Origin of the sequence: Xanthomonas sp. NCPPB 1062, assembly GCF_041481705.2 — a bacterium.
Taxonomy (GTDB): domain Bacteria; phylum Pseudomonadota; class Gammaproteobacteria; order Xanthomonadales; family Xanthomonadaceae; genus Xanthomonas; species Xanthomonas euvesicatoria.
Genome location: NZ_CM192987.1, coordinates 1,988,937 through 2,002,715, shown reverse-complemented (window position 1 = coordinate 2,002,715; position 13,779 = coordinate 1,988,937). Strand labels below are relative to the sequence as shown.

Annotated in this window: 14 protein-coding genes; 10 read left to right on the top strand and 4 right to left on the bottom strand. The window is 64.7% G+C overall.

The genetic code is table 11. From position 1 onward, the window contains the following. Window positions 1-108 precede the first annotated feature (108 nt). Both ACCQ16_RS09005 and ACCQ16_RS09000 read right to left on the bottom strand, forming a co-directional pair. Window positions 109-3,045, bottom strand: coding sequence for a TonB-dependent receptor (locus ACCQ16_RS09005; RefSeq protein ID WP_014089998.1), 2,937 nt, complete (start codon window positions 3,043-3,045; stop codon window positions 109-111). Window positions 3,046-3,299: 254 nt separating this feature from the next. Beyond that, window positions 3,300-4,271 carry a LysR family transcriptional regulator gene (locus ACCQ16_RS09000; protein ID WP_007966740.1) on the bottom strand — a complete coding sequence of 324 codons (972 nt, stop codon included), beginning with the start codon at window positions 4,269-4,271 and terminating at the stop codon, window positions 3,300-3,302. Between the two features lie 414 nt (window positions 4,272-4,685). Here ACCQ16_RS09000 and ACCQ16_RS08995 point away from each other — a divergent pair, with 414 nt between their 5' ends. The 5 genes from ACCQ16_RS08995 (at window position 4,686) to fdxA (ending at window position 8,650) form a co-directional block, all read left to right on the top strand. Next, a complete protein-coding gene (locus ACCQ16_RS08995; RefSeq protein WP_008574445.1) occupies window positions 4,686-5,318 on the top strand; it encodes a 2-dehydro-3-deoxy-6-phosphogalactonate aldolase in 633 nt (210 codons plus the stop codon). Further along, window positions 5,315-6,463 carry a galactonate dehydratase gene (dgoD, locus tag ACCQ16_RS08990; protein WP_008574447.1) on the top strand — a complete coding sequence of 383 codons (1,149 nt, stop codon included), beginning with the start codon at window positions 5,315-5,317 and terminating at the stop codon, window positions 6,461-6,463. The genes ACCQ16_RS08995 and dgoD overlap by 4 nt, the downstream gene beginning before the upstream one ends. Then, complete coding sequence (locus ACCQ16_RS08985; RefSeq protein ID WP_277572923.1) at window positions 6,457-7,368, top strand: SMP-30/gluconolactonase/LRE family protein; 912 nt, start codon at window positions 6,457-6,459, stop codon at window positions 7,366-7,368. The genes dgoD and ACCQ16_RS08985 overlap by 7 nt, the downstream gene beginning before the upstream one ends. After that, window positions 7,365-8,243, top strand: a complete 879-nt coding sequence (locus tag ACCQ16_RS08980) for a 2-dehydro-3-deoxygalactonokinase (RefSeq protein WP_008574741.1) — start codon at window positions 7,365-7,367, stop codon at window positions 8,241-8,243. Before ACCQ16_RS08985 ends, ACCQ16_RS08980 begins: the two co-directional genes overlap by 4 nt. Before the next feature lie 83 nt (window positions 8,244-8,326). After that, the gene (fdxA, locus tag ACCQ16_RS08975; protein ID WP_003481917.1) at window positions 8,327-8,650 is read left to right on the top strand and encodes a ferredoxin FdxA; all 324 of its coding nucleotides are present in this window, start codon (window positions 8,327-8,329) and stop codon (window positions 8,648-8,650) included. A 119-nt stretch (window positions 8,651-8,769) separates the two neighbouring features. Here fdxA and ACCQ16_RS08970 read toward each other — a convergent pair whose 3' ends face one another. Further along, window positions 8,770-9,288 (bottom strand): hypothetical protein, encoded by a 519-nt coding sequence (locus ACCQ16_RS08970; RefSeq protein WP_008574742.1) that lies wholly within the window; start codon window positions 9,286-9,288, stop codon window positions 8,770-8,772. Window positions 9,289-9,304: 16 nt separating this feature from the next. Next, on the bottom strand, window positions 9,305-10,213 hold the full coding sequence (dapA, locus tag ACCQ16_RS08965) for a 4-hydroxy-tetrahydrodipicolinate synthase (protein ID WP_011347123.1): 909 nt from the start codon (window positions 10,211-10,213) through the stop codon (window positions 9,305-9,307). 93 nt (window positions 10,214-10,306) lie between these two features. Between dapA and ACCQ16_RS08960 the strand changes: the two genes are divergently transcribed. The 5 genes from ACCQ16_RS08960 (at window position 10,307) to ACCQ16_RS08940 (ending at window position 13,776) form a co-directional block, all read left to right on the top strand. Then, window positions 10,307-10,933 (top strand): glycine cleavage system transcriptional repressor, encoded by a 627-nt coding sequence (locus ACCQ16_RS08960; RefSeq protein ID WP_002813792.1) that lies wholly within the window; start codon window positions 10,307-10,309, stop codon window positions 10,931-10,933. An 11-nt stretch (window positions 10,934-10,944) separates the two neighbouring features. Then, window positions 10,945-11,295 carry a ribonuclease E inhibitor RraB gene (locus ACCQ16_RS08955; protein WP_136733773.1) on the top strand — a complete coding sequence of 117 codons (351 nt, stop codon included), beginning with the start codon at window positions 10,945-10,947 and terminating at the stop codon, window positions 11,293-11,295. 36 nt (window positions 11,296-11,331) lie between these two features. Beyond that, window positions 11,332-11,814 (top strand): peroxiredoxin, encoded by a 483-nt coding sequence (locus ACCQ16_RS08950; RefSeq protein WP_008574748.1) that lies wholly within the window; start codon window positions 11,332-11,334, stop codon window positions 11,812-11,814. Between the two features lie 82 nt (window positions 11,815-11,896). Next, on the top strand, window positions 11,897-13,294 hold the full coding sequence (locus ACCQ16_RS08945; protein WP_008574750.1) for a PhoH family protein: 1,398 nt from the start codon (window positions 11,897-11,899) through the stop codon (window positions 13,292-13,294). Further along, complete coding sequence (locus tag ACCQ16_RS08940; protein WP_008574752.1) at window positions 13,294-13,776, top strand: hypothetical protein; 483 nt, start codon at window positions 13,294-13,296, stop codon at window positions 13,774-13,776. Before ACCQ16_RS08945 ends, ACCQ16_RS08940 begins: the two co-directional genes overlap by 1 nt. The last annotated feature ends 3 nt before the right edge of the window (window positions 13,777-13,779 follow it).

Below are 13,779 nucleotides of genomic sequence, written 5' to 3'. Positions count from 1 at the left end.
ACCCCAGAAAACCCGGCAACTCTGGCATCGCAGGGTGACGGCGCAAGATTGAACGTGGCGGGCTCAACTCTGAGAGCCCGCGCACGTCGCCTGCGTGATCGCCCGCACTTACCAGTTCATGCGCAGCACCAGCGAGTAGCGCCGATCGTTGACGAACCAGCTGCGCGTATACAGATGGTTATCGACCTCGCCCCCCGTGTAGGACGTCGGCCCCATCAACACCTTGGTCACCGTGTTGGTCAGATTGTTGGCCTGCACGCCGAGCTGCACATGCGGGTTGAAGCGATAGAACGCCGAGGCGTCGAGCTGGCCGTAATCGTCCGACCAGGTCGGCAACTTGGTCGACACGTCGCTGGCGGTGAGCAGATAGCGCGAACGCCAGTTGTAGGCCAGGCGCAACGAAAGCGGCCCTTTTTCGTAGATGCCGGCCAGGTTGTAACTGCGTCGCGACAAGCCTTCCAGCGGCAGGCTCACACCGGTGACGGTGGTCTGGGTGTATGGGTCGGTGGCGGTGTTCGCGCCGCCGCTGCTGTCGACGAAGGTGAAGTTGGCATTGACGCCGAACCCGCTCAGCCAACCCGGCCAAGAATCGAAGAACTGCGTGTAGCCGTATTCGAAGCCGCGGATGCGCCCCTTGTCCATGTTGTACGGACGCGTCACCAGCCAGTCCTGCCCACCGTAATTTTCGGTGACGGTCTGGTTGGAGAAGTAATCCTTGACGCTCTTGTAGAACAACGTCAGGTACATCATGTCGCTGGTGTCGAAGTACCACTCCAGCGCGGTGTCGTACTGATTGGCCTTCATCGGCTGCAGATTCGGATTGCCGGCAGTACCGGTCCACCTGGAAACGGTGCCGTTGGACTCGGTGTTTGCCGCAAGCAGCAGGTACGGCTGCAACTGCGTGTAGTCCGGGCGCGCCATCGCCTTGGATGCGGCGATACGCCACTGCAGCGCGTCGGAGAACTTGAAGCGCATGTTGAAGCTCGGCAGCACGTTGGTGTAGCTGCCCTTGGCGTTGTTGGCGAAGTACTGCCCGGTGTACTGCTCGCGCAGCTCTTCCGAACCCGCGCTTCCCGACAGGTCGGGGAACTGGCCGTAGCCATTTGCCTCGGTCTTGGTCTGCACGATGCGCACGCCGATATTGCCGTCCACCGGCACGCCCAGCGCTTCGTCGTTGCCGAAGTACATCACCGCGTAGGCGGCCTGGGTGCGTTCGAACTGGCGGTTGATGTCCTGCAGCTGGTACTTGTCCGGCGCCCAGCCCGACCCGCGCAGCGCCACGATCTGCTCGATCATCTTCGAGGTACCGGCGTAGTCCTTGACTGCGGCGTTGCTCGGAAAATACAGACTGTTGGGCACATCGATCTTGCCGCGGAACAGATTGGAATACGAATACAGCTGCGAGGTGCCGGTCATGTAGGTGGCCAGATCGGCCAGTCCGGTCCCATTGGCGGTGTCGGGAATCTGCGCCCAGTTATCGCTGATCACACCCCAGTTGTAGCCGGAGTTCTTGTTGATCTGGGTGCGGTCGGTGGCGCGGATGCCGGCACGGAAGGTGCGCAGCCAGGCACTGTCGTCGAATGCGTATTCCAGGTCGAAGCGCGTGGCCAGTTCGCGGCCGCGATTCTTCGCCAGATGGTCCATGGCCGCACTCCAGAAATAATTGGAGGGGTTGCTGGTGTAGGTGCTGTCGGCAATCCCGACCGATGGATATTTGCCGCTCAGATCGAAGGTCAGGCCCGGCAGGTAGATCGAATCGAACAGGGTGAAGTCCAGCGAATCGCTTTCCGAGCGCACCAGCTGCATATCGCCGCGCACGGTGAGGTTGCCGGTGAGCTTGTGGGTAAAGCCGCCGGACAAATCCGAGGTGGTCGTGCTCTGCTGCGCGTAGCGGTTGTTGGTGTAGAAGCGCACGCCATCGTTGCCGGTGACGTTGCCGCGCCAGGAACTGGATGCCGGCGAGCCACTGACGAAGCGGCCGTCGGCATCGTAGGTAAATTGCGTTCCGGGGGCCGGGCCAATCGCGTTGGTGTCGTCGTTGAAGAACGCCGCGCGCTCCTGCCAGTTCATGTCGTAACTGGAGCGCATGTACTGCACGTAGATCTCGGTGTCGTCGCTAGGCCGCCACTGGAACGCGCCGGCCACGCCATTGCGCTTGCGCTCGAAATCGAGCTGCCGCCAGTTGACGCCGCCAGGCACGTAGACCTTGTCGAAGCTGGTGCCTTCCAGCAGCGCCGCATCGGTGCGACGCACGAACGGCTCGACCTGGATGCCATCGCTGCGCGTGGCCAGTTCCGAATGCGCCACATCCACCATCAAGCCCATCTCGCCGAGGCCGGTGTTCCAGCGATCGCTGAAGAGAAACGAGCCCGATGGCTTGTAGGTCTTGCTGAAATCGCCGTAGTTCACGTCGGCGGTCGCACCGATCACCCGGCCCGGCTGGTCGAACGGCATGCGCGTGCGCAGGTTGACCGTCCCGCCCAGACCGCCTTCGATGATCTCGGCCGACGGGTTCTTGTAGACGTCCACGCCTGCCATCAGTTCGGCCGGCACATCCTCGAAGCTCAGACCGCGGCCGCTAGCGGCGCTGAAGCTGTCGCGGCCATTGAGCTCGCCGCGCACCTGGGTCATGCCGCGAATCATCACGCCGCTGCCTTCGGCAGAGAAGTGGTCCGGATCGTTACGCGCCATGAAGTGATCGATGGTCACGCCGCTCACCCGTTGCAGGGTTTCGGTGACGCTGCGGTCGGGCAACGCACCGATGTCCTCGGCACTGACCGAATCGACGATCTGTTCGGCATCGTGCTTGATCGACTGCGACTTGATGAGGCTGGCGCGCACGCCGCGCACTTCGACCGCATCCAGGTCGGTGGCCTTGCTCGCGGTGCTCGAGGAAGCATTCTGGGACGACTGCGCCTGCTGCGCATAGACCGGCGCAGCGAGCAAGAGCCCGATGCTGATGGCCATGGCGGAACGGCGCAACGAAGGCAAACGACGGGCGAACACGCCCGTACCTGCCGAGGCATGGCTGGAACACTGGTACATCTGAATCCCTCCCAGGACGCAAGACGATTGAAACGGGTTGTCGCCGCGCAGACGCGCGGCGTGATCACGCAAAAAACGGGCGATGTCGCCCGTCAATTCCCTCCAGCAGGCGGCTTGGCCGCCGATCGCGTGCCCGACGTTACGTGCGCTTCAGCATGCGATCTGGCTCACACGTATAGGCGCACCACGCAGCGCCAGCCAATGAAAATTTCACAGGCTGCTATTCCGCTGCGGAATAGCGAGGGACGCATTGGTCAGGCAAGGGAGTCCGGCACGCGTAGCGCGGGATACAGACGTCGGGCCGTGGTGCGCAACGCCTGCAAGATGCGCTCGGCACCGGGCGGCAGGATGTAGTCGCGTCGTCGGATGATGCCGAACGATTCCATCCGCACGCCCAGTTCGATCGGCAGCACGGTGAGCAATTTCGCCTGGATCAACGGCGCCACCGATTCCACCGGCAGGGCGGTCAGCATGTCGGTGCCGCGCAGCAGGGTCGAGGTGACCGGCAGGGATGAGGTTTCGATGGCATTGGTCGGCGTCTGCACGCCGTGCTCCATGAACATCGAATCCAGGCGCGCGCGCAACACGCTGTCGGCGGGCGGCAAGATCCAGCCATGCCGTACCAGATCGGCATGCTGCAGGCCGGCGCGGCTGGCCAGCGGGTGCCCGGCACGCGCGATCACCGAATGCGGCTCGTCGGCCAGCGGTTCGAACTCCAGTTCGCCCACCCCTTCCGGGCCGAGGATGCGCCCGATCACGATGTCCAGCTGCCCGTCCAGCAACTTGGCCACCAGCGGACGGCTGTAGTCCATTTCCACACGCACCAGGATGTCCGGAAACTCGCGCTTGACCTCGGCGATGGCCTGCGGCACCAGGTTGGTGCCCGGATTGACCACCGTGCCGATCGAAGCCTGGCCCATGCGCCCGGCGCGTAGCGCGGCGATTTCTTCCTGCGCCCGCCCAATCTCCGACATGGCCGCGCGCGCGCGCCGGATCAGCACATGGCCATACCAGGTGGGCTCAACGCCACGGGCATGCCGCTCGAATAACTTCACCCCCAGCATGTCTTCCATTTCTGCCAGCAGCTTGGACGCGGCCGGTTGCGTCATGCTAGCGGCCTCAGCCGCGCGCAATACCGAGCGCTGTTCGTGCAAATGCAGCAGCAGCAGGAGCTGGCGCGTCTTGAGCCGGGCTGCGTTGAACCAGGGAGTACCGGAATTTGCCATAGCGTGCGGTTGCGGCCGTGTATTCGTCGGAGGAATAGAATATGCCGAAAATTTCATTTGCAGCACATATCTCCCCGCGCGAGGCTATCGAACGCCGCAGCAGGAGCCCCTACCTCCCGGGCGCGGTCAGAACAGACGTGACCTGCCCGTCCGCGGGCGGCAACACGCGGCCAAATATGCGGAGGTGGAGAACGATGACGGCATCATGCCCGCCGATTGCAGGCCGTAGGACGGCGCACGCGTGTCCAGGCGGCGCTCCCTCAAGGTCGGAATCCATCGCCTTCGTCGTTACACGCTCTCTTGCCATATTGCGCATCGGCCGCCATGCCACGACCCGCAGTCGCGCAGCCTCCCCCGACGTTGCCGGCCACCCGGTCGCCAACCGCCGCTTTCCGCTCTACCGCGAGTAACCGCATGACTTCAGATACCACCGCCAGCCCGTTCGTCCTGCCCCTGGTCGCCATCCTGCGCGGCATCACGCCGGAAGAGACGCTCGACCATGTCGGCGCACTGATCGACGCCGGCTTCGATGCGATCGAAATCCCGCTCAACTCGCCGCGCTGGGAGCAGAGCATCGCGCTGGCGCAACAGGCCTATGGCGAGCGCGCCTGGATCGGTGCCGGCACCGTGTTGCGCAATGACGATGTCGACACCCTGGTCGAGATCGGCGCGCGCTTTATCGTCACCCCGAATACGCGCCCCAGCCTGATCCGTCACGCGGTGTCGCGCGGCCTGACCGTGGTGGCTGGTTTCGCCACCGCCAGCGAGGCGTTCGACGCCATCGACGCCGGCGCAACCATTCTCAAGCTGTTCCCGGCCGCGACCTATGGCGCCGCGCATGTGCGCGCGCTGCGCTCGGTGCTGCCCACGCACATCCCGGTCTACGTGGTGGGCGGCGTCAGCCCGCAGACCCTGGCCGGCTTTATCGCCCAGGGCGCTGCCGGCGCCGGCATCGGTGGCGAACTGTACAAGCCCGGCCAATCGCTCCAGACAACCCAGACGCATGCACGCGCCTTCGTGCAGGCCTACCAGGAACTGCAAGGATGAAGATCACCCGCCTCACCACCTACCACGCCGCGCCGCGCTGGCTGTTCCTCAAGGTCGAGACCGACGAGGGCATCACCGGATGGGGAGAGCCGGTCATCGAAGGCCGCGCGCGTTCGGTGGAGGCCGCCGTGCACGAACTGGCCGGCTATGTCGTGGGCAAGGATCCGGCGCGCATCAACGACCTGTGGCAGACCCTCTACCGCGCCGGCTTTTATCGTGGCGGCGCCATCCTGATGAGCGCCATCGCCGGTATCGACCAGGCGTTGTGGGACATCAAGGGCAAGACGCTGGGCGTGCCGGTGTACGAGTTGCTGGGCGGGCTGGTGCGCGACCGCATGAAGACCTACCGCTGGGTGGGCGGCGACCGCCCCGGCGCCATCATCCAGCAGATCACCGACTATCGCGCGCTGGGCTTTGACACCTTCAAGTTCAACGGCACCGAAGAAATGAAGCTGATCGACAGCGCGCGCGCGGTCGATGCGGCGGTGGTCAAGGTGGCGGAAATTCGCGAGGCCTTCGGCAACAGCATCGACTTCGGCATCGACTTCCACGGCCGCGTCGGCGCGCCGATGGCCAAGGCCTTGCTGCGCGAGCTCGAACCGTTCAAGCCACTGTTCGTCGAGGAACCGGTGCTGGCCGAACAGGCCGAGTATTACCCACGCCTGGCCGCCAGCACTTCCATTCCGCTTGCCGCCGGCGAGCGCATGTTCTCGCGCTTCGAATTCAAGAACGTGCTGTGCGCCGGCGGCATCGGCATGGTGCAACCGGACCTGTCGCATGCCGGCGGCATCACCGAATGCGTCAAGATCGCCGCAATGGCCGAAGCCTACGATGTGGGCTTTGCCCCGCACTGCCCGCTCGGCCCGATCGCACTGGCCGCGTGCCTGCACGTGGACTTCGTTTCGCACAACGCCGTGCTGCAGGAACAGAGCATCGGCATCCACTACAACGAAGGCGCCGACCTGCTCGATTACGTCATCAACAAAGACGATTTTCACTGCGTGGATGGCAGCATTGCGGCCCTGCCCAAACCCGGGCTCGGTGTGGAGATCGACGAAGAGATGCTCAAGCGCGCAAACGAAAATCCGCCGGACTGGCGCAACCCGGTGTGGCGCCACAGTGATGGCAGCATCGCCGAATGGTAAGCACGCCCGAACACACCGCCGTGCTGGCGGTCGACAGTCGCTGCACGCATGGCGAAGGCGTGCTGTGGTGCGAGCAGCGCCAGGCGCTGTACTGGGTCGACATCAGCGAAAAACGCCTGTGGCGACACCACCCGGCCAGCGCGCAGTCGCGCTACTGGACGCTGCCCGACCGCCCCGGCTGCATCGGCCTGATGGACGACGGCCGCGTGCTAGTCGCGCTGGCCAAGGCGATCGGCATTGTCGATCCGGACAGCGTCGAAGAAGACGCGCTGCCCTTCGAAAAACTGGCCGACGTGGAAGCGGACAACCCGCTCACGCGCAGCAACGATGGCCGCGTCGACCGGCATGGCAACCTGGTGTTCGGCACCATGGACGAGCACGACAGCAAGGCCGCACGCGGTGCGTTCTACCAATTTTCGCTGAAGCACGGCTTGCGCGCCCTGCCGCTGCCGGGCGTTTCGATCCCCAATTCGATCTGCTTCGGCCTCGACGGCCGCACCATGTATTACTGCGATTCGGTGCGCCCGCAGATCCTGTGCTGCGATTACGACCCGCAGACGGCGCAAACCACCAACACGCGTGTGTTCACCACCCTCGATCGCGATGACGCCGAGCCGGACGGCTCGATCATCGACAGCGAAGGCCACCTGTGGAACGCGCAATGGCGTGCGTCGCGCGTAGTGCGTTATCGCCCCGACGGCAGCGTGGAGCGCATCGTGCAGCTGCCGATCAAGCATCCCACCTGCAGCGCCTTCGGCGGCGCGGCACTGGACCGCCTGCATGTGATCAGCTCGCGCCTGGACCATAGCGCCGACGAACTCGCGCGCATGCCCGAAGCCGGCAGCCTGTTTGTCTGCGACCTCGCCATCGCGGGCCTGCCCGAAAGCCGGGTGGCGAGCGCATGATCGCCATCGATTGGGGCACCAGTAGCCTGCGTGGCTATCTGCTCGATGCCGACGGCAAGGTCGTTGCGCAGCGCCGCGGTAGCGACGGCATCCTGGCCTGCCAGGGCCGCTTCGACGCAGTGCTGGCTGGCCTGGTCGACGGCTGGGACGGCCCACTGCTGCTCTCGGGCATGATCGGCAGCCGCAATGGCTGGGTCGAGCAACCTTACCTGCCCTGCCCGGCCGACACCGCCGCGCTCGCCCAGGCGATGCGCTGCTACGACGCCCTGTTGCCCGGCCGCGCACTGTGGTTCGTGCCCGGCGTCAGCACCGGCGAACAGGCCGGCGTGCCCGATGTGATGCGTGGCGAAGAAACCCAACTGGTCGGGCTGATCGCCGCGCTCGGCGACGGCGCGCATGTCGCCTGCCTGCCCGGCACGCACAGCAAATGGGCGCAGATCGCCAACGGCCAGCTGACGGGTTTTGCCACCGTCATGACCGGCGAGTTGTACGCCGTGCTGCGTCAGCACAGCATCCTGGGCAAGCTGATGGACGACGATCATGCCGCGCTGGACGCTGACGCATTCCTCCAAGGTGTCGACCGCAGCAACGACCCCGGCGGCCTCAGCCACCACCTGTTCGGCACCCGCACGCTCGGCCTGTTCGAACGCCTGTCCTCCGCGGCGCTGCCGTCCTACCTCTCGGGCGTGCTGATCGGCCACGAACTGCGCGCGCACCGCGGCGCCCACGCCATCGTGCATCTGGTCGGCAGCCCTGCGCTGGCGCAACGCTACGCATTGGCACTGCAGCACCTGGGCGTCGAAAGCCGGCTGCATCCGGAAGATCTGGCTGCAGCAGGGTTGTTCGCGCTGGCCAGGCAGCGCGGACTGGCCTGACAGCCCGGCACGAAAAGCGCCGACAATTCCACACCCATCACGCGACTGCTTTAGAATTGGAAGGCTAAACGCCGGATTCCGCCATGCCTTTTGTTGTCACCGAAAACTGCATCAAGTGCAAATACACCGACTGCGTCGAGGTTTGTCCGGTGGATTGCTTCCACGTCGGCCCGAACTTCCTGGTCATCGACCCGGACGAGTGCATCGACTGCACCCTGTGCGAGCCGGAATGCCCGGCCAACGCGATCTACCCCGAAGACGACGTGCCGGCGGGCCAGGAAGCCTTCGTGGCACTCAACGCCGAACTCGCCAAGGCCTGGCCGGTGCTGACCGTGCGCCAGGAGCCGGCGCCGGATGCCGCCGAATGGGATGGCAAGCCCAACAAGTTGCCGCTGCTGCAGCGCTGAGCTGCACGACCGGGCGCGGCCCGGAGCTACACCGCTGCACGCACCTCACAGTGCACTCGGCACTAACGCAAAACGGGCGCCCAAGGCGCCCGTTTGCCATCCAGCAAACCGAACCGGCCTCAGCCGCCCAATTTGCTCTTCAGCGAGGAGATCACCGCCACCGGCGCAGCCGCCGTGGCCGGCATGCCGCGCGGGTCCACGGCCGACACATAGCTGCCCGCATCGACCTTGACCACGCGCACCAGGAAGCTGGAACCTTCGTAGCTCACATCGTAGGAACCGAGCATCTGGGCCTTGCTGGCAATGGTCAGGCCCGGGATATCGGCCAGCGCCGCGCCCACCTTGGCAAACACCTCGTCGCGCTCGCCCGGCACGGTGAAACCGCTGTTGGCGCTCGCCGACGGCGGCGTGTTGCTGTTCTGCTGCGTGGTGGAGGCCAGCGTCGGCACCTTCATCGCACCGGAGGTGTCGGGCAGGTTCAGGTCCGGCGGCACTTCCAGCGGACGGGCTTCCGGCGCCAGCGCATAGTCGCCGCGCGCGCCCTTGTGGAACCAGCTGCAACCGCTCGTGGCAGCGACAGTGGCGGTCGCCAGCAACGCGAGCGACAGCACGCGGACGGGGGAAACGGAATGACGCATCGATAGATCTCCTGGGTCAGGCCGCGAGCATTTCGCGGCTGGAAAGCGCTTCCAACGCAATGGCGTCGGCGGCAAGGCGGTCGGCAGCAGGCTGGTGCGCCGCAGAAAGAGGCAGCAGCGGCAAGCGCAGGCCGTGGCCGATCCCGGCGCGCTGCAGCAGCGCCTTGACCGGAATGGGATTGGATTCGATTCCGCAGAAGCTGTGGTATTCGCTCAACCGCGCGTCCCAGGCGGTGGCAGCATCGCGCTGTCCATCGCGGGCCAGATCGCACAGGCGCCGGTACGCCGCCGGCAAGGCATTGGAAGCGACCGAGATCAGCCCGGCAGCGCCGGACAACATCGCGTGCGCCGCGCTGCCATCGTCGCCGCTGAGCACCACAAAACTGTCGCTGCGTAGCGCCACCAGTGCAGCGATGCGCTCGGGCTCGCTACGTGCTTCCTTGATGCCGACGATGTTCGGATGACCCACCAGCTCGGCCACCGTCTCCGGCAGCAGGTCGCAGCCGGTACGGCCCGGCACGTTGTACAGCACCACAGGCAGGCCACCTTCGTTGGCCACCGCCAGAAAGTGCGCCTTCAACCCGGCTTGGGTCGGACGCACATACGGCGGCGTCACCACCAGCGCGTACTGCGCGCCCAGCGCCGCAGCGCGACGTGTCTGCGCAATGGTCTTTGCCGTGCCGGACAAGCCGGTGCCGGCAAGCACCGGCACCCGGCCGGCGACCTGTGCCACAGCCGCGCGCAGCAGCGTGTCGTATTCGTCGTCGCTCAGTGCGGCCGCTTCACCGGTGGAGCCGGCAACCACGATTCCCTGCACGCCGCCGTGCAACTGCTGCTCCAGCAGCCGCCGCCAGGCATCCAGGTCGAGTGCGCCATCGGGACCGAAGGGGGTCGCCAGCGCGGTGATGATGCCGGAAAGGGACAAGATTCTGCTGCTCTTACGTGACAGGAAAAGGCCCGCGCGCACGCGGGTTGCGACCGCCTGCATGTTACTTGCGGCGCGAAACCACGGGCAAGTATGCTGGTCACCGCCAGGGCGCCTGCCCGGGCGGCCATTCAGCCTGATGCAATGCCGGAAGCCCCTTTGACCGACTCTACACCCCGGCCTTCGCCGACCGAAAATCACCTCCTGATCAACGCCTACACGACGCATCCGGAGTCCCCCCTGTTGCCCGTCACTCGCCGCATCGCCGACAGCGGCTGCAATCTCGTGGACGCCCGTCTGGCCACGGTGGGGCGCGACGTCTCGGTCACCGCACTGGCAACCGGCTCCTGGGATTCGGTCGCCAAGCTCGAAGCCATGCTGACCCGGCTCGAACGCGAAGAAGGATTGAAACTGGTGTGGTATCGCACCGGCCCCAAGCAGACCCAGTCCAACCTGCTGCCTTACATCGTCGAAGTGATCGCCGCCGACAAGCCGGGCATCCTGTTCCAGCTGGCCGATTTCTTCGACCGCCAGGGCATCACCATCGAAAACCTGCAGAGCACGCGCTACCGCGCCATGCAGACCGGCGCGGAGATGTTTTCGGCGCAGGTGACGATCGGCGTGCCGGCCAACATGCACATCGCCGCATTGCGCGATGATTTCCTGGAATTCTGTGATCACCTCAATCTCGACGCGATCATGGACCCGATGAAATTCTGAGGCACCCATCAATGGCCATCGCGATCTCTGCGCTAAAACAGATGTTCGACCACATCCGCTCCGAGACCGATTGGAATCTCGACGGCCCGCTGCGCTGGGAATACTTCTTCGCCGATCCTGCGCAGGAGCCTCTGCAGAAGCTCGCCGAGCAACTGAACCAGGACGGCTATCGCGTCATCGACATTTTCCTCGGCGAACGCGACGAAGACGACGGCGATGACGAAGAGTCGTACTTCCTGCATGTGGACAAGAAAGAACACCACACCATCGAGTCGCTGAATCAGCGCAATGTGCAGTTCGACGCACTTGCCAAACGCTTCCATGTGGCTGCTTATGATGGGATGGACGTCGGCCCGGCCTGACCGCGCCGTCGCCCCTCCACTTTGGGCTGAGCAACGATGACCGACGCTGTGCTGGAATTACCCGCTGCAACCTTCGACCTGCCGCTGGCGCTGTCCGGCGGCACCCACACCACCTTGCGCGACCATGCCGGCACATGGCTGGTGCTGTACTTCTACCCGAAGGACAGCACGCCCGGCTGCACCACCGAAGGCCTGGACTTCAATGCCTTGCTGCCGCAGTTCAAAAAAGCGGGCGCGATGGTGTTGGGCGTTTCGCGCGATTCGGTGAAGTCGCACGACAACTTCTGCGCCAAGCAAGGCTTCGCCTTCCCGTTGATCAGCGACAGCGATGAAGCGCTGTGCCGCGCCTTCGACGTGATCAAGGAAAAAAACATGTACGGCAAACAGGTGCTCGGCATCGAGCGCAGCACCTTCTTGCTGTCGCCCGAGGGGCATGTCGTGCAGGAATGGCGCAAGGTCAAGGTCGCCGGCCATGCCGAGGCCGTGCTGGCCGCAGTAAAGGCGCACGCCAAACAGTGACACCCCTCGCTTCCCGCGTCCTCCATCACCCTGCAGCTGCAGGCGTGATGGCTCGCCCCTGCTCCATCACTTGGAAGACCCAATGACCCGAGGCAAGCGCATCTACGTGCTGGACACCAACGTGCTGATGCACGATCCCACCGCGCTGTTCAAGTTCGAGGAACACGATGTGTTCCTGCCGATGCAGGTGATCGAGGAGCTCGACAACGCCAAGAAGGGCACCTCCGAAGTCAGCCGCAATGCACGCCAGGTCAGCCGTTTCCTGGACGAATTGCTGGAAAACACCAACGCCGAGCAGATCCAGGCCGGCATCCTGCTCAGCCATCCACAGGGCATCCAGCTCAAGGGCCAGGCCGCGATCGGACGGCTGTTTTTCCAGATCAAGCCGATCGACCCGGGCCGCACCTTCGGCGAAATGCTGCCGGACAACAAGATCCTGGCCTCGGTGCTGGCGCTGCGCGAAGAAAATGCGGATGTGCCGGTCATCCTGGTGTCCAAGGACATCAACCTGCGCATCAAGGCCTACATCAGCGGCCTGGTCGCCGAGGACTATCAAAACGACCGTGCGCTGGACGATTTCAGCCTGCTGTTCACCGGCGCCATCGAGCTGCCGGAAGATTTCTGGCAGAAGCACAACGAAGATCTGCGCAGCTGGAACGAACGCGGCCGCACCCATTACGAAATCGTGCTGGCCGAGGACGAAGACTGGTATCCGAACCAGTACCTGTACCTGCCCGGCGAAGATGAAGTGGAGCTGCGCGTGGCCAAGGTTGGCGGCGGCAAGGCCACCTTGTGCCTGGTCGACGATTTCCGCAGCGGCCAGCATGCGGTCTGGGGCATCGTGGCACGCAACCGCGAGCAGAATTTCGCGCTCAATGCGCTGATGGACCCGGAGATCGACTTCGTCACCCTGCTCGGCACCGCCGGCACCGGCAAGACCTTGCTCGCACTGGCTGCAGGCCTGGCGCAGACCATGGACCAGCAGCGCTACCGGGAAATCATCATGACCCGTGCCACTGTCAGCGTGGGCGAAGACATCGGCTTCCTGCCGGGGACCGAAGAAGAAAAGATGACCCCGTGGATGGGCGCACTGACCGACAATCTGGAAGTGCTCACGCACAATCAGGAAGGCGGCTCGTGGGGCCGTGCGGCCACCAACGACCTGCTCGCCAGTCGCATCAAGATCCGCTCGATGAACTTCATGCGCGGTCGCACCTTCCTGTCGCGCTATCTGATCCTGGACGAGGCGCAAAACCTCACGCCCAAGCAGATGAAGACGCTGATCACCCGCGCCGGCCCCGGCACCAAGATCGTGTGCCTGGGCAATGTCGAACAGATCGACACCCCGTACCTCACCGAAACCACTTCGGGGCTGACCTACGCGGTGGATCGCTTCAAGGCATGGCCGCATAGCGCGCATATCACGCTGCGTCGCGGCGAGCGCTCGCGTCTGGCCGACTTCGCTTCGGAGGTGTTGTGATGCGCACCTATCGCGGCGCGGTGGCGCTCGCCGTGATCGCGCTGGCCGGCTGCGCCAGCACGCAGGGGCCAGCCAGCGTGCCGACCAATCTCAAGAACGGCCAGTCATGGATCATCACCCGGCAGAGCGTGGCCGAACAGGTGTTGCAGACCTGCTCGCGCGACAGCCCGGCACGGCATCCAGGCCAGATCAGCGGCTATTGGGCGCCGAGCCATCAGCAGATCGAACAGCTCGAAGCGCGGCAGGATGCGTTGACGCCCACCATTGCCGAGCCACGCGAGTTCGACCGTCAATACGTGGGTGTGGTGATCCAGGGCCAGCAGTTGATCTACGTCAACGCGTTCAAGCTTCCCAACGACCCGCCGGTGAAACCGGCGCGGGAAGCGATCCAGGTCTGCGACGGCGGCAGCATGTTCTGGGGTGCGCTGTACGACCCGCAAACCGGCGCGTTCTCGCAGATTGCGATCAACGGTAGCCCCTGACCC